We start from the raw sequence: 25,125 nt of genomic DNA, 5'->3' as shown, positions 1-25,125 counted from the left end.
GACGACGGGGGGGCGAGCGCCGGGGCCGGGCCCGCCCTGATCGCAGATGCGCCCCGCGGACGGGGGCCGGCCCCCGACGGCAGGCCCCCCTCTCGCGGATGCGCCCGGTCGCCGGGGCCGCACCCCGGCGCCGGGCCCCGGCCCGACCGCGGATGGGCCCCGCGGCGGGGGCCGGGCACCGGGACGCCGGTGGCCGCGGGCCGAACGAAGTGCGGGGGTATTCGCCGGAGCCGGGCCCGCCCCCGAACGCGGGCGGACACGGCGCCGGGGTGACGGCCCGGGGCCTGGGCACGGGCGCCGCGGGCGTTCGCCACGATTGCCGGGACCCGCGCCCAGGCGGGTGCTGCTGCGCGCCGATGCGCGGAAGTCGCGGCGCGTGGAAGATTTGCCCTATGTTGTTCAGGGTATTACCGCGGGTTCGTCGCCTTGACGCGCGCATCCGGACTCGCGGGAGGGTGACCCGCACCCCGCACCCGGCGGCCCGGGCGTGTGAACGCCGACGGGCGAAAGTCGAGGTGCGTGGGCGATTTATGCCGTTTTACAGTGTGGGTTACCGCCGGTACCGCCCACCGGCACGCACCCGGACGGACGTTGCGTGCGCGTCGCGCGCTGGGCGTCGGCCTTCGGGGCGGTCCGGGCGGGATACGAGGGCCCTACCGCCGATTGCTCCGCCCATCCGCCGATGACCTCCGACGCCGGGGCCAGGCGACGGCCGCCGGCTTTCGAGGGGGGTCCCAATGCTCCAACATCACGTCGCGGCAGCACACGTACGACCAGGCCCACCCCGCTCCCGGAGGGCCTGGGTCACCCAACGCACCCGCCCGGCCCGATCGCCCCGGCCCCCCGGCGGCCGGGGGCGGCGGTCCGGTTCGCGGGCAGGGCGCGGCACCGTGGCCGGACCGGAACGAACGCCACCGGCACGTACCCGCGGTAACCTGCCCCCGCGCACGCAGCCCCTGGGCCTTCAGGTCCGGATCGATCCGATCCAAGACCGGCACCCCGGGAGCCCGCCGCTCCTGTAGTACGAACCAACTAGTAGGAGTAGAACCCGGCGCCCGACTTGCGGCCCAGGCGGCCCGCCTCGACCATCCGCGAGAGCAGTGGGGGAGCGGCGTACAACTGTTCCTTGTACTCGAAGTACATCGAGTCGGCCACCGAGGCGACCGTGTCCAGGCCGATGAGGTCCGCGAGCTTCAGCGGGCCCATCGGGTGGGCGCAGCCCAGCTCCATTCCGTTGTCGATGTCCTCGCGCGTCGCGATGCCCGATTCGAACATCCGTACCGCGGAGAGCAGATACGGGATCAGCAGCGCGTTCACCACGAAGCCGGACCGGTCCTGGGCCCGGATGGCGTGTTTGCCGAGGACGTCGCGGGCCAGCGACTCGGTCCGCTTGAGCGTGTCGTCGCTGGTCGTCAGCGCCGGGATCAGCTCCACGAGCTGCTGGACGGGGGCGGGGTTGAAGAAGTGCATCCCGATGACCTGCTCCGGCCGCGAGGTGGCGACGGCGAGCTTGACGAGCGGGATGGAGGAGGTGTTGGAGGCGAGGACGGCGTCCGGGCGGGTGACGACCTGATCAAGGATCTGGAAGATTTCGGTCTTGACCTGCTCGTTTTCCACCACCGCCTCGATCACGAGGTCGCTGTCCGCCAGCTCTCCGAGATCGGTCGTGAAGCTCAGTGCGGCCAGCGCCTCGTCCCGCTCCGCCGCGGTGAGCTTGCCGCGTTCGGCGGCCTTGGCGAGTGAGTTGGTGACGCGGGTACGCCCCAGTTCGAGGGCGTCGCCGGTGGTCTCGGCGACGACGACCTGAAGCCCGGAGCGGGCACACACCTCGGCGATGCCCGAGCCCATCTGGCCGGATCCGACCACTCCGACGCGTTCGATGTCGGTCAATGTCACTCCTCGTCCCTCGTCCTGCCTTGTGGGCAACCCTTTCGGACCCCGACGTTACCCGCGTAGCGCATGGCTCTTGTCCCCGGGTGACACGGGACGCGAGGATGTGCCGCAACTGACGAGTGGTTCAGACCACTTGGCTCAGTCGGATTCTTGTTCTCGGCGACACTCGGAGGATCCAGATGGGGAGCAGCACTCCCGAAAGACCGCACCACCTCAGCCGGCGCCGCTTCGGCGCCGCGGCGGTGGGCGCGCTGTCCGCGGTGACCGTGGCGGGCGACGCGATGGCGGCCCCGGCCGGTGCGGCGGGACGCGGCCACGGCCGCCCGGCCGCGCAGATGCGCGGCTCGTGGGTGGCGACGGTGGCGAACATCGACTGGCCGGTCCAGCAGGGACTGAGCGCGCAGGAGCAGCAGCGCCAGTTGCTGGCCCGGCTCGACGAGGCGGCGGACCGCCGCATGAACACCGTGGTCTTCCAGGCCCGGCCGACGGCGGACGCGATGTGGCCGTCGCCGTACGAGCCGTGGTCGGAGTGGCTCTCCGGGACGCAGGGCGTCGACCCGGGCTGGGACCCGCTCGGCTTCGCCGTGCGCGAGGCCCACCGGCGGGGGCTGGAGCTGCACGCCTGGTTCAACCCCTACCGGGTGCGCAACGACGCCCTCGCGGAGAAGCTGGTGCCGGACCACCCGGCGAACAAGCACCCCGAGTGGGTGGTCCCGTACGGCGGCAAGATCTACTACGACCCGGGGGTGCCGGAGGTCCGGCGCTTCGTCCAGCGGTGCATCCTGGACGCCGTACGCCGCTACGACATCGACGCCGTGCACTTCGACGACTACTTCTACCCGTACCCGGTCGCGGGCCAGGAGTTCGCCGACGAGGAGACGTACCGGAAGTACGGCGGGGCGTTCGCGGACAAGGCCGACTGGCGGCGCAACAACGTCGACCTGCTGGTCGCGGAGCTGGGCCGGGCCATCAAGCGGACGAAGCGCAGGGTGCAGTTCGGCGTCAGCCCGTTCGCGGTCTGGCGGAACGCGGCCACCGACCCCGAGGGCTCCGACACCCAGGCCGGCACGCAGACGTACGACAACCTGTACGCCGACACCCGCAAGTGGGTGCGCGAGCGCTGGATCGACTACATCGTCCCCCAGGTGTACTGGAACATCGGCTTCGCCGTCGCCGACTACGCCAAGATCGTGCCCTGGTGGAGCGACGTGGTCGCGGGCACCGGCGTCAACCTCTACATCGGCGAGGCGCTGTACAAGGTCGGCGCGGCCGGCCAGCCCGAGGCGTGGTTCGACCCGGCGGAGCTGTCCCGGCACCTGACGTTCTGCCAGGACTACCCCGAGGTCCAGGGGAACATGTACTTCTCCGCGAAGCTGCTGCCCCAGGACCCGCTGGGCGCGGTCAGCAGGCTGGTCGCCGACCACTACGGAAAGCCGGCGCGGCCCCCGCGCTGCTAGCGGCGCACCCGCCGCCCCCTGCCGTCCCGGCCGCACCGCCACCCGCGGCCGCGGGCGTCAGCCCTGCCCGGACTCCCGGTCCCGATGCCGGACCACGGAGTCCGGGCCGGGCGACACCAGCGCCTCGTGGCCGTCGTCGTACCGCACCCGGTAGGGCGGCGCGCCGGCCGCGCCCATGACTTCGAGGATCTCCGCCGTCCGGTCCTCCCGGCCGACGACGCGGCCGTGCACACACAGCTTGTCGCCCACTTCAGCCTGCATGGGGTCGACCTCCCTGTCCGGCTCGTCACCAAATGGTGGTCCCGTGACCGCCAGTCTAGGGTCGCGTGCCGCACTTGGCCCCCGGAGAATCCGGGTGTACGGGCCATGCACCGCGTGCGAGGCTCTGCCCATGGCTCACGTGCCCGCCCCCTACGAGGTCTCCACCGACCCCGCCCGGCTCGACCGCGCGCTCGTCCACCGCTGGCTGTCCACCGACGCCTACTGGGCGCTCGGCCGCAGCCGCGCGCAGCAGGACACCGCGATCGACAACTCCCTGAACTTCGGCGTCTACGCCCCGGCAGCCACCCCCGCCCCCGGCAGCGTCACCGGCGACGTCCCCGGCGGCCCTCCCGACGGGGCCGGCGCGCAGGTCGCGTACGCCCGCGTCGTCACCGACCGCGCCACCTTCGCCTGGCTCTGCGACGTCTACGTGGCCCGCCCCGCCCGCGGCGCCGGCGTCGGCAGCGGCCTGGTCGCCGCCGTCCGCGACCACCTCGCGCCGTACCGGCTGCGCCGCGTCCTGCTGGCGACCGGCGACGCCCACGGCGTCTACGCGAGGTTCGGCTTCGCGCCGCTGGCCGATCCAACCCAGTGGATGGCTCTGGGCACAGCCTGAGAGCGCTCCTACCATCGCCGCATGAACGTTCGTCTCACGCTGCTCGCCGCGGCCCGCAACCCCTCGCGGCTCGCTGAGCGCTTCGAGGACGACCGGCCCCTGGACGCGGCGGGGTGGGTGGCGGCCGAACGCGCCGTTCCGGTGTTCTCGCCGCTGGCCGCCGCCGAGTTACGGTACTGCTCGCCCACGCAGCGCTCCCGCGAGACCGGGCGGGTGCTCGGCCTCGCGCCGCTGGCCCAACTCGCCCTGCGCGACTGCGACATGGGCCGGTGGCGGGGCCGCACGCTGGAGGAGGTGATGACGACGGAGCCGCGCGACGTGGACGCGTGGCTCGCGGATCCGCACTACGCGCCGCACGGCGGCGAACCGCTGATCACCTTCATCCAGCGGATAGGGGGCTGGCTGGACACCCGCCCGGTGGACGACGGCACCCACGTGCTCGCCGTCACCGAACCCTCGATCATGCGTGCGGCGCTGGTCTACGCGCTGAAGGCGCCGCCCGCCTCGTACTGGCACATCGACGTGATGCCGCTGTCGACGATCATCCTCACGGGCCGGCCGGGGCGGTGGAGTCTGCACGTCGACAGTTGGGTGTGAGCGCCGGGGCGAGTGGACGCGGGGAGCGCGGCGGGCGGATGATGTCGGGGCCATTGCCAACTCCCTACGGGTAGGTAAGTCTACTGCCTAGTAGGTAGCTGCGGCACCGCGTGCGCGAGGAGCGACCAGCGATGAGCTCGTACGACGTGATCGTGATCGGTTCCGGCTTCGGCGGCTCGGTGGCCGCGCTGCGCCTGACCGAGAAGGGCTACAAGGTCGGCGTGCTGGAGGCCGGGCGCAGATTCGCCCGCGCGGAACTGCCGAAGAACTCCTGGCGGCTGCGCGACTACCTGTGGGCCCCCGCCCTCGGCCTCTACGGCATCCAGCGCATCCACCTGCTCAGCAACGTCATGGTGCTCGCCGGCGCCGGCGTGGGCGGCGGCTCGCTCAACTACGCCAACACCCTCTACGTGCCGCCGCCCGCCTTCTTCCGGGACCGGCAGTGGGGCCACATCACCGACTGGCAGGAGGAGTTGGCCCCCTACTACGACCAGGCGCAGCGGATGCTCGGCGTCCGGGAGAACCCCACGACCACCGAGGCGGACACGTACCTGAAGGCCACCGCCGAGCGCATGGGCGTCGGCGACTCCTTCCGGCTCACCCCCGTCGGCGTCTTCTACGGCGACGGGCGCGACGCCGGCGGCGAGGCCGCGGCCGCCCCCGGCGAGACCGTCCCCGACCCGTACTTCGGCGGCGCGGGCCCGGAGCGCGTCGCGTGCCTCCAGTGCGGCTCGTGCATGACCGGCTGCCGCTGGGGCGCGAAGAACACCCTCACGGAGAACTACCTCTACCTCGCCGAGCGGCGCGGCGCCGTGATCCACCCGCTCACCACCGTCGTCGACGTGCACGAGGTCGCCGGCGGCGGCTACGAGGTGACCACCGTGGCGACGAACAGGCGCCGCCGCGGCAAGCGCGAGGTGCTGCGCTGCGCGCGCGTGGTGGTCGCGGCCGGCACGTACGGCACGCAGACCCTGCTGCACCGGATGAAGTCCACCGGCCGGCTGCCCGGGCTCTCCCCGCGCCTCGGGGAGCTGACCCGCACCAACTCCGAGGCGCTGGTGGGCGCGGTGACCTTCCCGCGCACGTACCGCAAGAAGCGCGGAGCGGGCGAGCTGGACTTCACCAAGGGCGTGGCCATCACCTCCTCGATCCACCCCAACGACACCACGCACATCGAGAACGTGCGCTACGGCAAGGGCTCCAACGCGATGGCGCTGCTCTGCGTCCCGCAGTTCCGGGCCACGGGGAAGCTGCCCAAGGCGCTGCGCGCGCTGGGCGCGTATCTGCGCCACCCGGTGCTGGTGGCGCGCACGGCGACGACCTACCGGTGGTCCGAGCGGACGATCATCGGGCTCGTCATGCAGACGCACGACAACTCGCTGACCACGCATCTGAAGGACAAGGGTCTCGGCAAGGGCCTGCTCACGGCCCGGCAGGGCCACGGGGCGCCCAACCCGGTGCACATCCCCGAGGGCGCACAGGCGGCGCGGCTGCTCGCCGAGCAGATCGGCGGGGTGGCGGGCACGAACCTGGGCGAGCTGATGGGCACCCCGCTGACGGCGCACTTCCTCGGCGGCTGCCCGATCGGCGAGGACGCGGAGCACGGCGTCATCGACCCGTACCACCGGCTCTACGGCCACCCCGGCATCTCCGTCGTGGACGGCTCGGCGGTCTCGGCGAACCTCGGCGTCAACCCGTCGCTGACGATCACGGCGCAGGCGGAGCGGGCGATGGCGCTGTGGCCCAACAAGGGCGAGGAGGACCCCCGCCCCGCCCAGGGCCGCCCGTACACCCGCCTCCGCCCGGTCGCCCCCCGCCGGCCCGCGGTCCCCGCGGGCGCGTTCGGCGCCCTGCTGCTCCCGGTCCCGGAGGTCCCGCCGAAGCCGTAGGGCCGACGCGGGGCGGCGGCACAGCTCGGCAGGCGTCCCGCCGGGCGGGGTCAGAGCGCCCGGGTGACGGCCTCCGCCACGTGGGTGTCCTGGTCGGCGGTGCCGCCGGAGACGCCGACGGCGCCGACGGCGTGGCCGGCGGCGTCGGTGAGCGGCAGGCCGCCGCCGAAGGAGATCAGGCCGCCGTTGCTGTGCTCGATGCCGTAGACGGGGCCGCCGGGCTGGGAGATCTCGCCCAGGGCCGCGCTGGGCATGGGGAACAGGACGGAGGTCCTGGCCTTCTTCAGCGCCAGGTCGACCGAGCCGAGCCAGGCGTCGTCCATCCTCGTGAAGTGCAGCAGGTGGCCGCCGGCGTCGACGATCGCGATGTTCATGGCGGTGCCGATCGTCTCGGCGGCGGCCCGGCCTGCGGCGGCGATACGGGTCGCGGTGTGAAGGGTCAGCGCGGACAAGGTGGTGCCTTTCTCCGGGGGCCGGTTCGTACGCGGGGCAGCCTGCCGCCGGCGCCGCGGGCGAGCCAGAGCCGTGTGGTGCCCGGGCACGCCGTTCCTGGGGATCGCCGCCCCGGGAACGTCCGCGGCGGCGGGTGTGAGACTGAGGACGTGAGTCAGCTCGGTGATTTCCTGAGGGCCAAACGCGCGCAGATCCCGCCCGGGCAGGTCGGGCTGCCCGCGGTGGGCAACCCCCGCCGGGTCACCGGGCTGCGCCGCGAGGAGGTCGCCCGGCTGGCCGCGGTGAGCGTCGACCACTACACGCGCCTCGAACAGGGCCGGGTCACCACGGCCTCCGACGGCGTCCTCGCCGCCCTGGCCCGCGCCCTCCTGCTGACCGAGGACGAACACGCCTACGTGCGGCTGCTCGCCCGCCCCCGGCCCGTGCCCCGCGCCCCGCGGGCGCCCGCCGGGGTCGCCGGACCGGTGCGTGACCTGCTGGACGCCCTGGGGCACACCCCGGCCCTCGTGCTCGGCCCCCGCTACGACATCCTCGCCTGGAACCCCGCCGCGACCGCGCTGTACCCGGACTTCGCCACCCTGCCCCCGGAGCACCGCAACCTCGTCCGGCTGGTGTTCCTCGACCCCCGCGTCCGCGGCCTGTACGAGGACTGGGAGCAGGTCGCCGCAGAAGCGGTCGCCCGGCTGCGCATGGCCTGCGGCCACGCCCCCGGCGACCCCCGCCTGGCCACGCTCGTCGGCGAACTGTCCGCGCGGGACGTCGACTTCCGCCGCTGGTGGGGCGGGCACGGTGTACGCACCCCCGGCGCAGGCCGCAAACGCCTGCGCCACCCCGTCGCCGGCAGCCTCGAACTGGACTGGCAGGCGATGCGGCTCGCCGCCGCCCCCGACCAGACCCTGGTCACCTACACCGCGCCGGCCGGCACCCCCGCCCACGAAGCGCTGGTCTTCCTCACCTCGTGGTCACGCCCTGCCGAGGACGCGGAAAGCCGGCCGTAGCGCCCGGCCACGCCCGCCCGTGCCCGCGCCGCCGCCGGATACTCTTTGCATAGCTCTGCTGTCGTCCGTATAGTCATGCCGTGACGAGGAGGAGCGGATGACCGTACGGGTGGCAGTGGCCGGGGCGAGCGGATACGCGGGCGGGGAGCTGCTGCGGGTGCTGCTGGCGCATCCCGGGGTGGAGATCGGGGCCCTCACCGCCAACTCCAACGCCGGCCGGCCCCTCGGCGACCTCCAGCCGCACCTCGCGCCGCTCGCCGGCCGCGAGCTGGCCGAGACCACGCCCGCCGTGCTCGCCGGGCACGACGTCGTGTTCCTCGCGCTGCCGCACGGGCAGTCCGCCGCCGTCGCCGCCGCCCTCGGCGACGACGTGCTCGTCATCGACTGCGGCGCCGACCACCGGCTCGCCGATGCCGCCGAGTGGGAGCGGTTCTACGGCACGCCGCACGCCGGCACCTGGCCCTACGGTCTGCCCGAGCTGCCCGGGCACCGCGCAGCGCTCCTCGGGGTCCGGCGCGTCGCGGTGCCCGGGTGCTATCCCACCGCCGTCTGCCTCGGCCTGTTCCCCGCGTACGCCGCGGGGCTCGTCGAGCCGGAGGCCGTCGTGGTCGCCGCCTCCGGCACCTCCGGCGCCGGCAAGGCGCTCAAGCCGCACCTGCTGGGCAGCGAGGTGATGGGCTCCATGAGCCCGTACGGCGTGGGCGGCGGACACCGGCACACGCCCGAGATCGGCCAGAACCTCAGCGCGGTGGCGGGGGAGCCGGTCACGGTCTCCTTCACCCCGACCCTCGCCCCGATGCCCCGCGGCATCCTCGCCACCAGCACGGCGCGGGCGCGACCGGGCACGACCGGGGACGCGGTGCGCGCCGCGTACGAGAAGGCGTACCAGGACGAGCCGTTCGTCCGGCTGCTGCCGCCCGGCCAGTGGCCCGCGACCGGCGCCGTCACCGGCTCCAACACGGCGCTGCTCCAGGTCGCGTACGACGAGAGCGCGCGGCGCGTCATCGCGATCAGCGCCATCGACAACCTCACCAAGGGCACCGCCGGCGGCGCGGTCCAGAGCATGAACATCGCCCTCGGCCTCCCCGAGGACCTGGGACTTTCCATGACAGGAGTGGCACCGTGAGCGACGCACGCGCGGCTGCCAGGGCGAGCCTGCACAGCGAACCGCGCTTTCGCCGCGCGGGCGGAGAAGCGAGCAAGGAGACACAGTGAGCGTCACGGCAGCGAAAGGGTTCACGGCGGCGGGCATCGCCGCCGGGATCAAGGAGAACGGCAACCCGGACCTGGCCCTCGTGGTCAACGAGGGGCCGCGCCGCGCCGCCGCCGGCGTCTTCACCGCCAACCGCGTCAAGGCCGCCCCGGTTGTCTGGTCCGAGCAGGTGGTCAAGGGCGGCGAGGTGTCCGCGGTCGTCCTCAACTCCGGCGGCGCCAACGCCTGCACGGGCCCCCGCGGCTTCCAGGACACCCACGCCACCGCCGAGCGCGTCGCCGAGGTGCTCGGGCACAGCGCCGCGGAGGTCGCCGTGGCCTCCACCGGGCTGATCGGCACGCTGCTGCCGATGGACAAGCTGCTGCCCGGTGTCGCAAAGGCCGCGGCCGAGCTGTCCGCGCACGGCGGCGAGAAGGCCGCCATCGCCATCAAGACCACGGACACCGTGCACAAGACCGCGGTCGTCACCGCAGGCGCGGCCGGTCCGGCCGGCGGGACCGGCCCGGGCGGCGCGGACGGTGGCGCGTCCTGGACCGTCGGCGGCATGGCCAAGGGCGCGGGCATGCTCGCGCCGGGGCTGGCCACCATGCTCGTCGTCCTCACCACCGACGCCGACGTGCCCGCCGCCGGGCTGGACGCCGCGCTGCGCGCCGCGACCCGTACGACCTTCGACCGCGTCGACTCCGACGGCGCCATGTCCACCAACGACACCGTGCTCCTGCTGGCCTCCGGCGCGAGCGGGGCCCGCCCCGGCCAGGACGAGTTCGCCGAGGCGGTACGGGCCGTCTGCGACAGCCTCGGGCGGCAGCTCATCGCCGACGCCGAGGGCGCGAGCAAGGAGATCAAGGTCGAGGTCGTGGGCGCCGCCACCGAGGACGACGCCGTGGAGGTCGGCCGCTCCATCGCCCGCAACAACCTGCTCAAGTGCGCCATCCACGGCGAGGACCCCAACTGGGGCCGCGTGCTGGCCGCGATCGGCACCACGTCCGCCGCCTTCGAGCCGGACCGGCTGAACGTCGCGATCAACGGCGTGTGGGTGTGCAAGAACGGCTCGTTCGGCGAGGACCGCGACCTGGTCGACATGCGCTACCGCGAGGTCCACATCGTGGCGGACCTGGCGGCCGGCGGCGCCGAAGCGGTGATCTGGACCAACGACCTGACCGCCGACTACGTCCACGAGAACAGCGCGTACAGCTCATGACGACGACCTCCGCGGCCCAGGCCACCCCCACCCGCAAGCACACCGCGCTGCCCAAGGCGCGCACCCTCATCGAGGCGCTGCCCTGGCTGACCCGCCACCACGGCAAGGTCGTGGTGGTCAAGTTCGGCGGCAACGCCATGGTCGACGACGACCTGAAGCGCGCCTTCGCGCAGGACGTCGTCTTCCTCCGGCACGCCGGGCTCAAGCCCGTCGTCGTCCACGGCGGCGGCCCGCAGATCAGCGCACAGCTCGACCGGCACGGTCTGACCAGCGAGTTCCGCGCCGGGCTGCGGGTGACGACGCCGGAGGCGATGGACGTCGTGCGGATGGTGCTCGCCGGGCAGGTGCAGCGCGAGCTGGTCGGGCTGCTCAACGAGCACGGGCCCTTCGCCGTCGGCCTGACCGGCGAGGACGCGCACACCATCACCGCCACGCGGCACCGCCCGGTGGTCGACGGCGAGCCGGTCGACATCGGCCGCGTCGGCGAGGTCACCGACATCGACACCGGCGCGATCCGGGCGCTGCTCGCCGACGGCCGGATCCCGGTCGTCTCCTCCGTCGCCCGCTCCGCCGACGCGAGCGACGCCGCGGGCGAGGTCTTCAACGTCAACGCCGACACCGCCGCCGCCGCGCTGGCCGCGGCGCTCGGCGCGGAGACCCTGATGGTCCTCACCGACGTCGAGGGCCTGTACGAGAACTGGCCGGACAGCGACGAGGTCATCAGCCGGCTCACCGCCGGCCAACTGGAGCGGCTGCTGCCCGACCTGGCCAGCGGCATGGTCCCGAAGATGGAGGGCTGCCTGCACGCGGTGCGCCACGGGGTGCACACCGCGCGGGTCATCGACGGCCGGGTGCCGCACTCCATCCTGCTGGAGATCTTCACGGACGAGGGCATCGGCACGATGGTCGTGCCGGACGCGGAAGGGTCTGCGACATGAGCGGCGAGACGGGCAGCGACACGAGCGGCGGCACGAGCGGCGCCATGGGCGGCAACGCGGAGCTGACCGGGCGCTGGCAGGGCGCGCTGATGGACAACTACGGCACCCCCCGCCTGCCCCTGGTCCGCGGTGCGGGCGCGAAGATGTGGGACGCGGACGGCAACGAGTACCTGGACTTCGTCGGCGGCATCGCCGTCACCTCGCTCGGCACCGCGCACCCCGCGGTCGTCGAGGCCGTCTCGAAGCAGATCGCCACCCTCGGGCACGTCTCCAACCTGTTCGTCGCCGAGCCGCCGGTGGCGCTCGCCGAGCGGCTGCTCGAACTCGCCGGCCGGCCCGGCCGGGTGTACTTCGCCAACTCCGGCGCGGAGGCGGTGGAGGCCGCGTTCAAGATCGGCCGGCTGACCGGCCGTCCGCACATGGTGGCCACCGCGGGCGGCTTCCACGGCCGCACCATGGGCGCGCTGGCGCTGACCGGGCAGCCCGGCAAGCAGGAAGGTTTCGGCCCGCTGCCGGGCGAGGTCACGCACGTACCGTACGGGGACGCGGACGCGCTGCGCGCCGCCGTGACCGAGGAGACCGCGCTCGTGATCGTCGAGCCGGTGCAGGGCGAGAACGGCGTCGTCGTACCGCCGGAGGGCTACCTCGCCGCCGCCCGCGAGATCACCCGGGCGGCCGGGGCGCTGCTCGTGCTGGACGAGGTACAGACGGGCATCGGGCGTACGGGCCACTGGTTCGCCGCGCAGGCGCAGGGGGTGGAGGCGGACGTCGTCACCCTCGCCAAGGGCCTTGGCGCCGGTCTGCCGATCGGCGCCACGCTGGCCTTCGGCCCGGCCGCCGGCCTGCTCACCCCCGGCCGGCACGGCTCCACCTTCGGCGGCAACCCGGTCGCCTGCGCCGCCGCGCTCGCGGTCCTGGACGTGATCGAGGCCGAAGGGCTGCTGGAGCGGGTCAAGCGCGTGGGGGAGCGGCTGAGGGACGGAATCGGCCGACTCGGGCACCCGCTTGTCGACCATGTGCGAGGCGCGGGGCTGCTGCTCGGTATGGTGCTCACCGAGGCCGTCGCGCCCCAGGTGCAACAGGCGGCCCAGGCAGCGGGATTCCTGGTCAACGCGGTGGCACCGGACGTGATCCGGCTCGCCCCGCCGCTGATCCTCGGCGAGGCGGAGGCGGACGCCCTGCTGGCCGCGCTGCCCGCCGTGCTCGACGCGGCGGGTCCCGCCGCCTAGCCCCGACGAGCCGGAAGGTGACGATGTCCGAGGAGCACAACGGTCCCGCCGTGCCGCACACGCGCACGGCACGCCACCGCAGGATCGTCGACATCCTGAACCGGCAGCCGGTCCGCTCGCAGAGCCAGCTCGCCAAGCTCCTCGCCGACGACGGCCTGACGGTGACGCAGGCGACGCTCTCCCGCGACCTCGACGAACTGGGGGCGGTCAAGATCCGCAACACCGGCGGCGAGCTGATCTACGCCGTCCCCTCCGAGGGCGGCTTCCGCACCCCGCAGGTGCCGCTGGGCGAGTCGGCGAAGGAGGAGCGGATGGCCCGGCTCGCCGGGGAACTGCTCATCTCCGCCGAGGCGTCGGCGAACATCGTCGTGCTGCGCACCCCGCCCGGCGCCGCCCAGTTCCTCGCCTCCGCGATCGACGCGGCGGAGCTGACCGCGATCCTCGGCACGATCGCGGGCGACGACACCCTGATGGTCATCAGCCGCGACCCGGCCGGCGGCCAGTCGCTCGCCGACCACCTGCTCAAGCTCGCCGACCGCGAGCGCTGACCGCGCCGGTCCGTACGCCACCGCCTCCGCGCACCGCGGGGGCGGTGCCGTACACTCGAAAACCTGGACAGATGTCCAGCTTGTTTCGGGCAGAGTGCCGGCTGGGGTGTCGGCAGAGGCGGAGGGGCGGAAGATGACCTATGTGCTGCTGATCGGTGCCATCCTCAGCGAGGTGACGGCGACGATCTCGCTGCGGCTCTCGGAGGGCTTCTCGAAGATCCTCCCGTCGGTCGTGGTGGTCGTCGGCTACCTGACGGCGTTCACGCTGCTGAGCCTGGTGCTCAAGCGCGGCATGTCCATCGGGATCGCGTACGGCATCTGGGCCGCCGCCGGCGTCGCGCTGGTGGCGCTGATCGGGGCGGCGTTCCTCGGCGACGGGCTGACGGGGGTCCAGATCGGCGGGCTGGTGCTGGTCGCGGCCGGTGTGGTGGCGCTGGAGGCGGGCGGTGCGCACTGAGCCCGGCGCCGCCGACGGGCGCCTCCAGCGCGGGCAGGAGCGGCGGCGCCTGCTGCTGGCGGCCACGGTCAGCGTCATCGGCCGCGGCGGCGTCGCCGCCGTGACGCACCGGGCCGTCGCCGCCGAGGCCGGCGTGCCCAAGTCGGTGGCCACGTACCACTTCCCGGCCGTCGCCGACCTGCTGGCCGCGGCGCTGCGCGACAGCATCGACGCCTACGCGAGCGCCCTGACCGCCGCGCTGCCCGAGTCGTACGACACCGCCGACCTGGGGCGGCACCTGGCGGCGTACCTGGACGAGCACGGCGCGCGCTGCGCGGCGGAGTTCGACCTGTACCTCTACGCCGCCCGCCGCCCCGAGCTGCGCCCCGTCCTGGGCCGCTGGCACACGCTGCTGGCGGACATCGCCGGCCGGTTCACCGGCGACCCGGTCGCGGTCGCCGCGTTCTGCGCCGCGCTCGACGGGCTCAGCTTCCAGTCGCTGCTGCGCGACGAGCCGCTGACCGCCGCCGAGATCCAGCGGGTCGTCGACCACGTCCTGCGCAGCGGCTGACGCCGGGGGGCGCGGGCCGGCTCAACCGCCCTGCGCCTCCCGCCACTCGCTGCCCAGCAGCGCCCAGACCTCCAGGTCGCGCCGCCTGCCGGCCATCTCGAACAGGCTGCGCAGCGTGCCCTCGTGGCTCATGCCCAGGCGCCTGGCGACCGCGATGCTCGCCTTGTTCGCCGGGTCGACCAGCCACTCCACGCGGGACATGCCGCGGACGTCCACCGCCCACCCGATCATCCGGCGGGACGCCTCGGTGACCAGCCCGCGGCCCTGCGCCTCCGGCGCCAGCCAGGCGCCCAGCTCGCAGGAGCCCTCCTCGGTGTTGAACAGCCGGTAGATCATGCCGCCGACCAGCTCGCCGTCCAGCCGGATGGCGAACATCCGGCCGGCGTCGCGGGCCTGCTTGTCGGCGTACGCCTGGAGGAAGCGGCGGGCGCCCGCCTCGTCGGTGACGGCGTGCGCCCAGGGCAGCCACGGCTCCAGATGCGCCCGGTTCCGGTCGGTGAACGCGACCAGTTCCGCGGCCTGCCACGGCTCCAGGGTGGTCAGTTCCGCGCCCTCGCCCAGGGGTGTGCTCAGCATCGGTGCATCCCTCTTCTCCCGCGGCCCCCACGCGTCCGCTTGCCGCGCGTCGTCACAGCCGTGTGATCACCGTACGGGTGAACTCCTCGGTGCTCGCGCTGCCCCCCAGGTCCGGGGTGCGGACGTCGGTGCCGGCGAGCGTCGCGGCGATGGCGTCGACGACCTCGGCGCCGGCCCGCTCGTGGCCGAGGTGGTCGAGCATCAGCGCCGCCGACCAGATGGCGCCGATCGGATCGGCGATCCCGCGGCCCGCGATGTCCGGCGCGGAGCCGTGCACAGGCTCGAACATCGAGGGGTACGTGCCCTCGGGGTTGAGGTTCGCCGACGGCGCGATGCCGATGGAGCCGGCGACGGCGGCGGTCAGGTCGCTGAGGATGTCGCCGAAGAGGTTGGAGGCGACGATCACGTCGAAGCGCCCGGGGTCGAGGACCACCTTGGCGCACAGCGCGTCGATGTGCTCCTGGTCCCACGTCACCTCCGGGTGCTCGGCGGCCCGCTCACGCACCAGCTCGTCCCAGAACGGCATGGTGTGCACGATGCCGTTGGACTTGGTCGCCGAGGTGAGCCGGCCCGTGCGGCGGCCGGCGAGGCCGAAGGCGTAGTCGAGGACGCGGGTGACGCCGGCGCGGGTGAAGACCGCCTCCTGCACGGCCATCTCCTCGGGGAAGCCGCGGTGCAGCCGCCCGCCGATCTCGCTGTACTCGCCCTCGGTGTTCTCGCGCACCACGACCAGGTCGACGTCGCCGGGACCGGCGCCGCGCAGCGGGCTCTCCATGCCCTCGAAGACCCGGACGGGCCGGAGGTTCACGTACTGCCGGAAGGCCCGGCGGATGGGGATCAGCAGCCCCCACAGCGAGACGTGGTCCGGTACGCCGGGCGCCCCGACGGCACCGAGGAACACCGCGTCGTACGCGCGCAGCCGCTCGATGCCGTCCTCCGGCATCATCGCGCCCTCGCGCTCGTAGCGGGCGCAGGACCAGTCGAGGTGCGTGTACGCGAACTCCACGCCGTGCCGCCGCCCGACGGCGTCCAGGACCTGGAGCGCGGCGGGCGTGACCTCCTGCCCGATGCCGTCTCCGGGGATGACCGCGATCCGATGTGTTGACATGACCCCTTCCCCTCAGCCGAGTTGTGCCCCACCTTACGGAGCAGTCCTGAATGTAAGCCAGCACACGGTTATCCGGAGGGGACGATGAAGTCCGACGCCACGACGCCAGGTGCCAAGACCGACGTCGAGCAGGCACTGCTCGGCCATGCGACCTACCGCAGTCTCGGCGAGCAGAGGCTCTCGCCACAGGAAGAGAAGTTCGAACGGGGCCGGCGGACCACCGGGTTCTGGCTGGCCCCGCTGGTTTCGGTGATCTTCCTCGCGCTCCCGCTGGACATGGCGGCCAGCCAGCAGACGCTGGCCGGCATCCTGCTCGGCGTCATCGTGCTGTGGGTGACCGAACCCGTGCCGATCCCGGTGGGCGGGCTCATCGGCGTCGGCGCGATCGTCGTCCTCGGCGTGGTGCCGCCGGACGACGCGCTCGCCCCCTTCGGCTCCTCCACGATCTTCACCTTCATCGGCGCGTTCATCCTGGCCCAGGCCATGCTCAAGCACGGCGTGGCCCGCCGGTTCGCCTTCTGGATCCTGGGCCTGCCGGGGGTGGGCCGCTCGACGTTCCGGCTGATCGCCGCCTTCGGCGTGATCACCTGTCTGCTGTCGGCGTTCGTCTCCAACACCGCGACCGTGGCCATGCTGCTGCCCACCGCGCTGGGCATCCTCACCGTCATCGCCAAGATGCTCCAGGACCGCGGTCTGGTGGAGCAGGACTTCGACCCCACGCGGCTGCGCATCGGCGCCGCGCTCGTGCTCATGCTCGCGTACGGCGCCAGCGTCGGCGGCCTGCTCACCCCGGTCGGCTCCCCGCCGAACCTCATCGGCCGCGGCCTGATCGAGGAGGCCACCGGCGAGAAGATCTCCTTCGCCGAGTGGACGGCCACCGCGCTGCCGCTGTGCGCCTGCATGTTCGTCGTCCTCGTCGTCGTCCTGCTGCTGCTCAACAAGCCGGAGATCCGGCGGATCGAGGGCGTGGAGGAGTACGTACGCGAACAGCGCGCCGCGCTGGGCACGTTCTCGCGGGCGGAGTGGAACACGCTGATCGCCTTCGGCATCACCGTGGCGCTGTGGATCACCCCGGGCATCGTCGCCCTCGCCGTCGGCACGGACGCCTCCGCGTACACCACCGTCAGCGACCGGCTCGACGAGGGCATCGTCGCCGTCCTCGGCGCCGCGCTGCTGTTCATCCTGCCGACGAACTGGGCGCGCCGCGAGGCCACGCTCAACTGGAGCGACGCGGCCCGTATCGACTGGGGCACGATCCTGCTCTTCGGCACCGGCATCATCTTCGGCTCGCTGCTCGCCGAGACCGGCCTGGCCGAGACCATCGGCAAGGAGTCCAACGACCTGCTCGGCTTCTCCAGCGTCTTCACCATCACGATCTTCGCGGCGGTACTGGCGGTGATCGTCTCGGAGACGACCAGCAACACGGCCTCGGCGGCGGTGGTGGTGCCCATCATCATCCCGATCGCGATGGCCGCGGAGGTCGATCCGTTCGTCCCGGCGCTGGCCGCGACCTTCGCCGCGTCCTTCGGCTTCATGCTGCCGGTCTCGACGCCGCAGAACGCCATCGCCTACGGCTCCGGCGTGGTGCCGATCACCACGATGATCCGCTCCGGCGCGGGCTTCGACTTCTTCGGCGTGATCCTGGTCATCCTGGGGCTGCCGCTGATGGTCGAGGTCACCGGCATCGGCTAGCCGGCCAGCGGGGCCCCCGGGCCCGTGGCGCCCGGCCGGAGGCGTGCCGCTCCGGCCGGGCGACCCGCCCTGCGCGGGGTGTTTTGACGAACCATACGGAGTGCTGCATACTTATTCCGGTCAGCGTATGCATCCTAAGGAGACTCCCGTGACCGAGCGCGTCGTACTCGCCTACTCGGGCGGCCTGGACACCTCCGTCGCCATCGGCTGGATCGCCGAGGAGACGGGTGCCGAGGTCATCGCCGTTGCCGTGGACGTCGGCCAGGGCGGCGAGGACCTCGACGTGATCCGCAAGCGCGCGCTGGCCTGCGGCGCCGTGGAGGCCGAGGTCGCCGACGCCCGGGACGAGTTCGCCGACGAGTACTGCCTCCCGGCGATCAAGGCCAACGCCCTCTACATGGACCGCTACCCGCTGGTCTCCGCCCTCTCCCGGCCCACCATCGTCAAGCACCTCGTCGCCGCCGCCGCGAAGCACGGCGCCGGCACCGTCGCCCACGGCTGCACCGGCAAGGGCAACGACCAGGTCCGCTTCGAGGCCGGCATCTCCTCCCTCGCCCCGGGCCTCACGTGCATCGCCCCCGTCCGGGACTACGCCATGACCCGGGACAAGGCCATCGCCTTCTGCGAGGACAAGGGCCTGCCCATCGCCACCACCAAGAAGTCGCCGTACTCCATCGACCAGAACGTCTTCGGCCGGGCCGTCGAGACCGGCTTCCTGGAGGACATCTGGAACGCCCCGATCGAGGACGTCTACGAGTACACCCAGAACCCGGCCGCGGCCCGGGAGGCCGACGAGGTCGTCGTCACCTTCGAGCGCGGCGTGCCCGTGGCGCTCGACGGCCGCCCCGTCACCGTGCTCCAGGCCATCCAGCAGCTCAACGAGCGGGCCGGCGCCCAGGGCGTGGGCCGGATCGACATGGTCGAGGACCGGCTGGTGGGCATCAAGTCCCGCGAGGTCTACGAGGCGCCCGGCGCCATCGCGCTGATCACCGCGCACCAGGAGCTGGAGAACGTCACCGTCGAGCGGGAGCTGGCGCGCTACAAGCGGCAGGTCGAGCAGCGCTGGGGCGAGCTGGTCTACGACGGCCTGTGGTTCTCGCCGCTCAAGCGGGCCCTGGACGGCTTCATCCAGGAGGCGAACGAGCACGTCACCGGCGAGATCCGGATGACGCTGCACGGCGGCAGGGCCGTCGTCACCGGCCGGCGCTCGCCCGCCTCGCTCTACGACTTCAACCTGGCGACGTACGACTCCGGCGACACCTTCGACCAGTCGATGTCCAAGGGCTTCATCGAGATCTTCGGCCTGTCCTCGAAGATCGCGGCGGGCCGGGACCTGGCCCGGTGAGCGACGGCGCACCGGGCACGGACCCGCAGGACCCGCCGCGGCAGGACGTGAAGCTCTGGGGCGGCCGGTTCGCCGACGGCCCCGCGGCGGCGCTGGAGCGGCTCTCCGCGTCCGTCCACTTCGACATGCGGCTCGCCCCGTACGACATCGCCGGCTCCCGCGCCCACGCGCGGGTGCTGGCCCGGGCCGGGCTGCTGACCGAGGACGAGCTGGCGCGGATGCTCGCCGGTCTCGACCACCTGGAGACGGACGTCGAGACCGGCGTCTTCACCGCCACCGTCGCCGACGAGGACGTGCACACCGCGCTCGAACGCGGCCTGCTGGAGCGGCTCGGCCCGGAGCTGGGCGGCAAGCTGCGCGCCGGCCGGTCCCGCAACGACCAGGTCGCCACCCTCTTCCGGATGTACCTGCGCGACCACGCCCGCACCCTCGGCGGCCTTCTCGCCGAGCTACAGCAGGCCCTCGTCGGCCTCGCCGAGGCGCACCCGGACGTCGCCATGCCGGGCCGCACCCACCTCCAGCACGCGCAGCCCGTCCTCTTCGCCCACCACGTGCTCGCGCACGCCCAGGCGCTCTCCCGGGACGCCGAGCGGCTGCGCCAGTGGGACGAGCGCACGGCCGTCTCGCCGTACGGGTCCGGTGCGCTGGCCGGCTCCTCGCTGGGCCTCGACCCCGAGGCCGTCGCCGCGGAGCTGGGCTTCGAGCGCGGCTCGTCGGGCAACTCCATCGACGGGACGGCGGCGCGGGACTTCGCCGCGGAGTTCGCCTTCGTCACCGCGATGATCGGCGTCGATATCTCGCGGATCGCCGAGGAGGTCATCCTGTGGGCCACGAAGGAGTTCTCCTTCGTCACCCTGCACGACTCCTTCTCGACCGGCAGCTCGATCATGCCGCAGAAGAAGAACCCGGACATCGCCGAGCTGGCGCGCGGCAAGTCGGGCCGGCTGATCGGCAACCTCACCGGGCTGATGGCGACGCTGAAGGCCCTCCCGCTCGCGTACAACCGCGATCTCCAGGAGGACAAGGAGCCGGTCTTCGACTCGGTCGACACCCTGGAGGTCCTGCTGCCCGCGTTCACCGGCATGATGGCCACGCTCACGGTCAACCGCGAGCGGCTGGAGGAGCTGGCCCCGGCCGGCTTCTCGCTGGCCACCGACATCGCCGAGTGGCTGGTCAAGCAGGGCGTGCCGTTCCGCGTCGCGCACGAGAGCGCGGGGGAGTGCGTCAAGGTCTGCGAGGCCGAGGGCATCGAGCTGGACCAGCTCACGGACGAGCAGTTCGCGAAGGTCTCCCCGCATCTGACACCCGAGGTGCGCACCGTGCTCACCGTCCCCGGCGCGCTCGCCGCCCGCGACGCCCGCGGCGGCACCGCGCCCGCGGCGGTGGCGGTGCAGCTCGCCGAGGTCAGGCAGGACGTGGCGGCGCAGTTGCGGTGGGCCGAGGCGGCGCGTCCGGCCGGCCCCGCGGCGTAGCCGGGAGGGCGAGGCGGCGGGACGGCGAGGCGGAAACCCGTGTCGGGCGCAGACCGGGGCGGGGCTCGTCTTCTACGGTGGACTGGCCTGACAGCCGCCCCGAGGACGTAGGAGCCCGCGATGGCGTTCGACCGACTGGCCGCAGTGACGACGCCCGCCGCCCACATCGGCTTCGGCCTCGCCGCCGTGGGCCGCCCCGCCTACCTCACCACCGGCCGCGCCGCGGACCTCCCGCCGGGGCGCGGCGTCGAGGACATGCGCACCCGCACCCACGAGCTGCTGGACGCCGCCTACGCCCAGGGCGTGCGGTACTTCGACGCCGCCCGCTCCTACGGCCGCGCCGAGGAGTTCCTCGCCGACTGGCTGCGCCGGCGCCCCGACGCCCGGGACGCCGTCGTCGGCAGCAAGTGGGGCTACGCGTACGTCGGTGACTGGCGCGCGGACGCCGAGGTGCACGAGGTCAAGGACCACGGCGCCGACGCCTTCGACCGCCAGCGCGAGGAGTCCGCGAAGCTCCTCGGCGACCGCCTCGACCTCTACCAGATCCACTCGCTGACCCCCGACAGCCCGGCGCTGACCGACACCGCCCTGCACGCGCGCCTCGCGGCGCTCGCCGCGGCCGGCGTCACCGTCGGGTTCTCCACCAGCGGCCCGGAGCAGGCCGCGGCGGTACGCGCCGCGCTGGACGTCGCCGTCGACGGCGAGCGGCTGTTCCACACCGTGCAGGCCACGTACAACGTGCTGGAGCCGGCCGTCGGCGAGGCGCTGGCCGAGGCGCACGACGCCGGGCTGACCGTGATCGTCAAGGAGGGCCTGGCGAACGGCCGGCTGGCCGGCGAGGACGCCCCCGCAGAACTGCGCGCCGTCGCCGCCGAGACCGGCGCGGAGCCCGACGCCGTCGCGCTCGCCGCCGTGCTCCGGCTGCCGTGGGCCGGCGTCGTGCTCTCCGGCGCCGCCACCGCCGCCCAACTGCACTCCAACCTCGACGCCGCCGCCGTCGACCTCGGCCCCGAGCAGTGCGACCGGCTCGCCGCGCTCGCCGAGCCCGCCGCCGACTACTGGCGGCGGCGGGCCGAGACCCCCTGGTCGTAGCCGTGCGGCAGCCGCCCGCCGAATCCGGCGCGCGGCGGCTTTAAGGGGATTTTCGCCTCCCGGTGATGACATGCGGTAACGCAGTCGTCTGACGGAGGAGACCCCGATGTCCCGTCGTATACGCAGGCTCTCGGTCGCCGGTGCCGCCGTGTTCGCCGTGGCCGGCCTGGCCACGGGCGCGTCCGCCGCGCTCGACCGCACGGACGAGAAGCCCGAGGTGCGGCTCGTCGTCAACGAGGACGGCGAGCAGACCGGAGCCCAGGGCGCCGACCACAAGGACTGCCCGGACAAGGGCGGTACCGAGGCGCCCTCGGGCGCCGCCGAGAACGCGGGCGACCTGTGACCACCACCACCCCCGCCGCCCCGGGGCCCGCCGCCGCGCAGGGCCCCTGGGCGGCGCTCCTGGAACAGGCGCTCTTCGAGGTCAAGCGGGTGATCGTCGGCCAGGACCGGATGGTCGAGCGGCTGCTGACCGCCGTGCTCGCCCGCGGGCACTGCCTGCTCCAGGGCGTGCCCGGCGTCGCCAAGACGCTGGCGGCGGCGACCCTGGCCACCGTCTCGGGCGGCACGTTCCACCGCATCCAGTTCACCCCCGACCTGGTGCCGTCCGACATCACCGGCACCCGCATCTACCGGCCCTCCAGCGAGACCTTCAGCGTCGAACCCGGGCCGGTCGCCGCCAACTTCGTCCTCGCCGACGAGATCAACCGCGCCCCCGCCAAGGTCCAGTCCGCGCTGCTCGAAGTCATGGCCGAGCGGCAGGTCAGCATCGGCGGCCGGACCATCCCCATGCCCGAGCCGTTCCTCGTCCTCGCCACCCAGAACCCCATCGAGTCCGAGGGCGTCTACCAGCTCCCCGAGGCCCAGCGCGACCGCTTCCTGCTCAAGGTCGACGTCACCGCGCCCACCGAGGACGAAGAGCTGGCGATCCTCTACCGGATGAGCGTCGACCCGCCCGCCGCCCGCCCGGTGCTCACGCCGCAGACCCTCGCGGCCCTCCAGCGGCGCGCCGACGAGGTGTTCGTCCACCACGCCCTCGCCCAGTACGCGGTACGCCTCGTCCTGGCCACCCGCGAACTCGCCGCCCACGGCGACGCCGCGGCCGGCGGCCGGCTCGCGTACGGCGCGGGCCCACGGGCCACGCTCGGCCTGGTGGCGGCGGCGCGGGCGCTCGCGCTGCTGCGCGGGCGCGACTACGTGCTGCCCGCCGACATCGCGGCGCTCGCGCACGAGGTCGTCGCCCACCGCCTGGTGCTGTCCTTCGACGCGCTGGCCGACGGCGTCACCCCCGGGTCGGTCGTCGACGAGGTGCTGGCCGCCGTGCCGCAGCCGCGGGTGACGCCGCTCCAGGCGGAGGAGGCCGCCGAGGACCTCGACGGGCTCGGCAAGACCGGGAGGGCGGCATGAGCGCGCCGGGCACCCCAGGACGCGCTACGCCCCGGGGCGTACCCGGATCGCCGTCGCTGGGCGAACTCACCCCCGAACAGGCGCTCCAGCACCTGCGGCTCCTCTTCACCCGCCGCCCCGACGGCCTCCTCCAGGGCGACCACACCGCCCTCGTCCCCGGCCCCGGGACCGAGCCGGACGAGAGCCGCCACTACACCCCGGGCGTGGACGACGTCCGGCGCATGGACTGGAACGCCACCGCACGCACCACCGTGCCGCACGTGCGGACGACCCTCGCGGACCGCGAACTGACCACCTGGATCGTCCTCGACGCCAGCGCCAGCATGGACTTCGGCACCGGCCGGATGGAAAAGCGCGACCTCGCCGTCGGCGCCGCCGCGGCCGTCGCCTTCCTCACCGAGCGCGCCGGCAACCGCCTGGGCGCCCAGCTCGTCCGCCCCGACGGCATCGAGCGCATCCCCGCCCGCGGCGGCCGGCGGCACCTGATGCGGGTGCTGCGCACCGCGCTGGAACGCCCTCGCGTGCCCGCCGGGCCGCAGACCCACACCCTCGGCGAGGCGGTGGCCGCGCTCCAGCGCACGGAGCGCCGCCGCGGGCTGGTCGCCGTCGTCTCCGACTTCCTCGAACCCGGCTGGGAGCAGCCGCTGCGGTCCCTGGCCCGGCGGCACCAGGTCCTGGCGGTCGAGGTCGTCGACCCCCGGGAGCTGGAGCTGCCCGCGGTGGGGCTGCTGACCGTCGTGGACCCGGAGTCGGGGCGGCGCCGGGAGATCCCCACGTACTCCCGGCGGCTGCGGGAGCGGTACGCCGCCGCCGCGGCCGAGCAGCGCGAGGCGATCGGCCGGGTGCTGCGGGCCGCGGGCGCGGCGCGGCTGCGGCTGCGTACGGACCGCGACTGGGTGCGCGACATCGCGCGGTTCGCGGCGGCGCAGCGCCGCGGGACGGGCGGTGCGGCATGACCTGCGGTCCGGCTCCCGGCCGGCCCGGATCCGCCGCCGCCGCGGCGTCGGGGGCCGCGTCGTCCCGGACGGGCCGGGCGCCGCGCCCCCGCCGCCCGCCGCGCCGCGAGGACGGCCGGCACCCGGCCGGCCGCCACCGTTCCGGTGCGTACCCCCGCGGCTGCACCCGGCCGCCCCGGTTCCGTACCCGCGACCGCGGCCCCGGCCGGTTCCCCGGGGGTGGCGCATGAGCCTCGCCTCGCCCGGGTGGCTCGCGCTGCTCGTGCCGCTCGCCGCCCTCGTCGTCGCCTACGTCGTCATGCAGGCCCGGCGCAGCCGCTACGCCGTGCGGTTCACCAACGTCGACCTGCTCGACAAGGTCATGCCCCGCCGCCCCGGCTGGCGCCGGCACGTGCCGGCCACCGCGTTCTGCGCCATGGCCGGGCTGCTCGTCGTCGGCTTCGCCCGGCCCACCGCAGAGACCCAGGTGCCGCGGGAGCGGGCGACGATCGTGGTCGCGCTGGACGTGTCCGCCTCGATGCGCGCCACCGACGTCCGGCCGTCGCGGTTCACCGCCGCCCAGGACGCCGCCCAGGCGTTCGTGACCGAACTGCCCGAGCGGTTCAACGTCGGGCTCGTCACCTTCAGCGGCGCCTCCACCCTCGCGCTGCCGCCGACCACCGACCGCGAGGCCCTGCGCCGCGCGCTGGACCGGCTGGACACCCGGCAGGGCACGGCGATCGGCGACGCGGTGTTCTCCTCCACCGAGGCGATCCGCACGCTCGACGAACAGGCCGAGCGCGAACCGCCGCCCGCCCACGTCGTCCTGCTCTCCGACGGGCAGAACACCACCGGCCGCTCCACGCCCGCCGCCGCCGAGGAGGCCGCCGCGGCCGGGATCCCGGTCTCCACGATCGCCTACGGCACCGAGGACGGCAGCATCGACCTGGCAAGCGGGCAGAGCGTGCCCGTGCCGGTCGACGGGCCCGCGCTTGAGGAACTGGCCACCGCGACCGGCGGCGCGTTCCACGAGGCCGCCTCCGGCGAGGAGTTGGAGGCCGTGTACGAGGACATCGGCAGCTCCGTCGGCTACCGCACCGAGGAGCGCGAGATCTGGCAGTGGTTCGTCGCCGGCGCGCTCGTCGCCGCGCTGCTGGCCGCGGCCACGTCCCTGCTGTGGTTCTCGCGCCTACCGTGA

25 protein-coding genes are annotated in these 25,125 nt (G+C 73.8%); 20 read left to right on the top strand and 5 right to left on the bottom strand.

What is annotated here, in order from left to right; translation table 11 throughout:
* Positions 1–1,032: 1,032 nt before the first annotated feature.
* Positions 1,033–1,890 carry a 3-hydroxybutyryl-CoA dehydrogenase gene (locus QBL21_RS21250; RefSeq protein ID WP_407563814.1) on the bottom strand — a complete coding sequence of 286 codons (858 nt, stop codon included), beginning with the start codon at positions 1,888–1,890 and terminating at the stop codon, positions 1,033–1,035.
* A 245-nt stretch (positions 1,891–2,135) separates the two neighbouring features.
* Between QBL21_RS21250 and QBL21_RS21245 the strand changes: the two genes are divergently transcribed.
* Positions 2,136–3,350 (top strand): glycoside hydrolase family 10 protein, encoded by a 1,215-nt coding sequence (locus QBL21_RS21245; RefSeq protein WP_407566498.1) that lies wholly within the window; start codon positions 2,136–2,138, stop codon positions 3,348–3,350.
* Positions 3,351–3,407: 57 nt separating this feature from the next.
* On the opposite strand, the gene QBL21_RS21240 is transcribed toward QBL21_RS21245, so the two are convergent.
* Positions 3,408–3,611 carry a DUF1918 domain-containing protein gene (locus QBL21_RS21240; RefSeq protein WP_407563813.1) on the bottom strand — a complete coding sequence of 68 codons (204 nt, stop codon included), beginning with the start codon at positions 3,609–3,611 and terminating at the stop codon, positions 3,408–3,410.
* Positions 3,612–3,741: 130 nt separating this feature from the next.
* On the opposite strand from QBL21_RS21240, the gene QBL21_RS21235 reads away from it, so the two are divergent.
* From QBL21_RS21235 to QBL21_RS21225, 3 genes are all read left to right on the top strand, one after another.
* A complete protein-coding gene (locus QBL21_RS21235; RefSeq protein WP_407563812.1) occupies positions 3,742–4,227 on the top strand; it encodes a GNAT family N-acetyltransferase in 486 nt (161 codons plus the stop codon).
* Positions 4,228–4,248: 21 nt separating this feature from the next.
* Complete coding sequence (locus QBL21_RS21230; protein WP_407563811.1) at positions 4,249–4,824, top strand: histidine phosphatase family protein; 576 nt, start codon at positions 4,249–4,251, stop codon at positions 4,822–4,824.
* A 131-nt stretch (positions 4,825–4,955) separates the two neighbouring features.
* A complete protein-coding gene (locus tag QBL21_RS21225) occupies positions 4,956–6,713 on the top strand; it encodes a GMC oxidoreductase (protein ID WP_407563810.1) in 1,758 nt (585 codons plus the stop codon).
* Between the two features lie 50 nt (positions 6,714–6,763).
* Here QBL21_RS21225 and QBL21_RS21220 read toward each other — a convergent pair whose 3' ends face one another.
* A complete protein-coding gene (locus QBL21_RS21220; protein WP_407563809.1) occupies positions 6,764–7,165 on the bottom strand; it encodes a GlcG/HbpS family heme-binding protein in 402 nt (133 codons plus the stop codon).
* Between the two features lie 150 nt (positions 7,166–7,315).
* On the opposite strand from QBL21_RS21220, the gene QBL21_RS21215 reads away from it, so the two are divergent.
* The 8 genes from QBL21_RS21215 (at position 7,316) to QBL21_RS21180 (ending at position 14,300) form a co-directional block, all read left to right on the top strand.
* Positions 7,316–8,164 (top strand): helix-turn-helix domain-containing protein, encoded by an 849-nt coding sequence (locus tag QBL21_RS21215; protein WP_407563808.1) that lies wholly within the window; start codon positions 7,316–7,318, stop codon positions 8,162–8,164.
* A 97-nt stretch (positions 8,165–8,261) separates the two neighbouring features.
* The gene (argC, locus tag QBL21_RS21210) at positions 8,262–9,290 is read left to right on the top strand and encodes an N-acetyl-gamma-glutamyl-phosphate reductase (protein WP_407563807.1); all 1,029 of its coding nucleotides are present in this window, start codon (positions 8,262–8,264) and stop codon (positions 9,288–9,290) included.
* 85 nt (positions 9,291–9,375) lie between these two features.
* The gene (gene argJ / locus QBL21_RS21205; protein WP_407563806.1) at positions 9,376–10,578 is read left to right on the top strand and encodes a bifunctional glutamate N-acetyltransferase/amino-acid acetyltransferase ArgJ; all 1,203 of its coding nucleotides are present in this window, start codon (positions 9,376–9,378) and stop codon (positions 10,576–10,578) included.
* Positions 10,575–11,516: an acetylglutamate kinase gene (gene argB, locus QBL21_RS21200; protein ID WP_407563805.1), complete on the top strand. Its 942-nt coding sequence runs from the start codon at positions 10,575–10,577 to the stop codon at positions 11,514–11,516. The genes argJ and argB overlap by 4 nt, the downstream gene beginning before the upstream one ends.
* Positions 11,513–12,745 (top strand): acetylornithine transaminase, encoded by a 1,233-nt coding sequence (locus QBL21_RS21195; protein ID WP_407563804.1) that lies wholly within the window; start codon positions 11,513–11,515, stop codon positions 12,743–12,745. Before argB ends, QBL21_RS21195 begins: the two co-directional genes overlap by 4 nt.
* Before the next feature lie 23 nt (positions 12,746–12,768).
* Positions 12,769–13,293 carry an arginine repressor gene (locus QBL21_RS21190; RefSeq protein ID WP_407563803.1) on the top strand — a complete coding sequence of 175 codons (525 nt, stop codon included), beginning with the start codon at positions 12,769–12,771 and terminating at the stop codon, positions 13,291–13,293.
* Positions 13,294–13,426: 133 nt separating this feature from the next.
* Positions 13,427–13,750, top strand: coding sequence for a DMT family transporter (locus QBL21_RS21185; protein ID WP_407563802.1), 324 nt, complete (start codon positions 13,427–13,429; stop codon positions 13,748–13,750).
* The gene (locus tag QBL21_RS21180) at positions 13,740–14,300 is read left to right on the top strand and encodes a TetR/AcrR family transcriptional regulator (protein ID WP_407563801.1); all 561 of its coding nucleotides are present in this window, start codon (positions 13,740–13,742) and stop codon (positions 14,298–14,300) included. The genes QBL21_RS21185 and QBL21_RS21180 overlap by 11 nt, the downstream gene beginning before the upstream one ends.
* 21 nt (positions 14,301–14,321) lie before the next feature.
* Here QBL21_RS21180 and QBL21_RS21175 read toward each other — a convergent pair whose 3' ends face one another.
* Both QBL21_RS21175 and QBL21_RS21170 read right to left on the bottom strand, forming a co-directional pair.
* A complete protein-coding gene (locus QBL21_RS21175; RefSeq protein ID WP_407563800.1) occupies positions 14,322–14,876 on the bottom strand; it encodes a GNAT family N-acetyltransferase in 555 nt (184 codons plus the stop codon).
* 52 nt (positions 14,877–14,928) lie between these two features.
* Positions 14,929–15,984 carry a tartrate dehydrogenase gene (locus tag QBL21_RS21170; protein WP_407563799.1) on the bottom strand — a complete coding sequence of 352 codons (1,056 nt, stop codon included), beginning with the start codon at positions 15,982–15,984 and terminating at the stop codon, positions 14,929–14,931.
* An 84-nt stretch (positions 15,985–16,068) separates the two neighbouring features.
* Here QBL21_RS21170 and QBL21_RS21165 point away from each other — a divergent pair, with 84 nt between their 5' ends.
* The 8 genes from QBL21_RS21165 to QBL21_RS21130 all read left to right on the top strand — a co-directional run bounded on the left by QBL21_RS21165 (position 16,069) and on the right by QBL21_RS21130 (position 25,125).
* Positions 16,069–17,676: an SLC13 family permease gene (locus QBL21_RS21165; protein WP_407563798.1), complete on the top strand. Its 1,608-nt coding sequence runs from the start codon at positions 16,069–16,071 to the stop codon at positions 17,674–17,676.
* 148 nt (positions 17,677–17,824) lie between these two features.
* Positions 17,825–19,021: an argininosuccinate synthase gene (locus QBL21_RS21160; RefSeq protein WP_407563797.1), complete on the top strand. Its 1,197-nt coding sequence runs from the start codon at positions 17,825–17,827 to the stop codon at positions 19,019–19,021.
* A complete protein-coding gene (gene argH / locus QBL21_RS21155) occupies positions 19,018–20,493 on the top strand; it encodes an argininosuccinate lyase (protein WP_407563796.1) in 1,476 nt (491 codons plus the stop codon). The genes QBL21_RS21160 and argH overlap by 4 nt, the downstream gene beginning before the upstream one ends.
* A 120-nt stretch (positions 20,494–20,613) precedes the next feature.
* Positions 20,614–21,585 carry an aldo/keto reductase gene (locus QBL21_RS21150; RefSeq protein ID WP_407563795.1) on the top strand — a complete coding sequence of 324 codons (972 nt, stop codon included), beginning with the start codon at positions 20,614–20,616 and terminating at the stop codon, positions 21,583–21,585.
* 106 nt (positions 21,586–21,691) lie between these two features.
* The gene (locus QBL21_RS21145) at positions 21,692–21,928 is read left to right on the top strand and encodes a hypothetical protein (RefSeq protein ID WP_407563794.1); all 237 of its coding nucleotides are present in this window, start codon (positions 21,692–21,694) and stop codon (positions 21,926–21,928) included.
* Positions 21,925–22,992, top strand: coding sequence for an AAA family ATPase (locus QBL21_RS21140; RefSeq protein WP_407563793.1), 1,068 nt, complete (start codon positions 21,925–21,927; stop codon positions 22,990–22,992). Before QBL21_RS21145 ends, QBL21_RS21140 begins: the two co-directional genes overlap by 4 nt.
* A complete protein-coding gene (locus tag QBL21_RS21135; RefSeq protein WP_407563792.1) occupies positions 22,989–23,948 on the top strand; it encodes a DUF58 domain-containing protein in 960 nt (319 codons plus the stop codon). The genes QBL21_RS21140 and QBL21_RS21135 overlap by 4 nt, the downstream gene beginning before the upstream one ends.
* A 226-nt stretch (positions 23,949–24,174) precedes the next feature.
* Complete coding sequence (locus tag QBL21_RS21130; protein WP_407563791.1) at positions 24,175–25,125, top strand: VWA domain-containing protein; 951 nt, start codon at positions 24,175–24,177, stop codon at positions 25,123–25,125.

This window comes from Streptomyces sp. 184, from assembly GCF_045781775.1.
GTDB lineage: Bacteria > Actinomycetota > Actinomycetes > Streptomycetales > Streptomycetaceae > Streptomyces.
The sequence above is the reverse complement of the archived record's forward strand: the minus strand, read 5'-3'. Positions and strand labels throughout refer to the sequence as shown.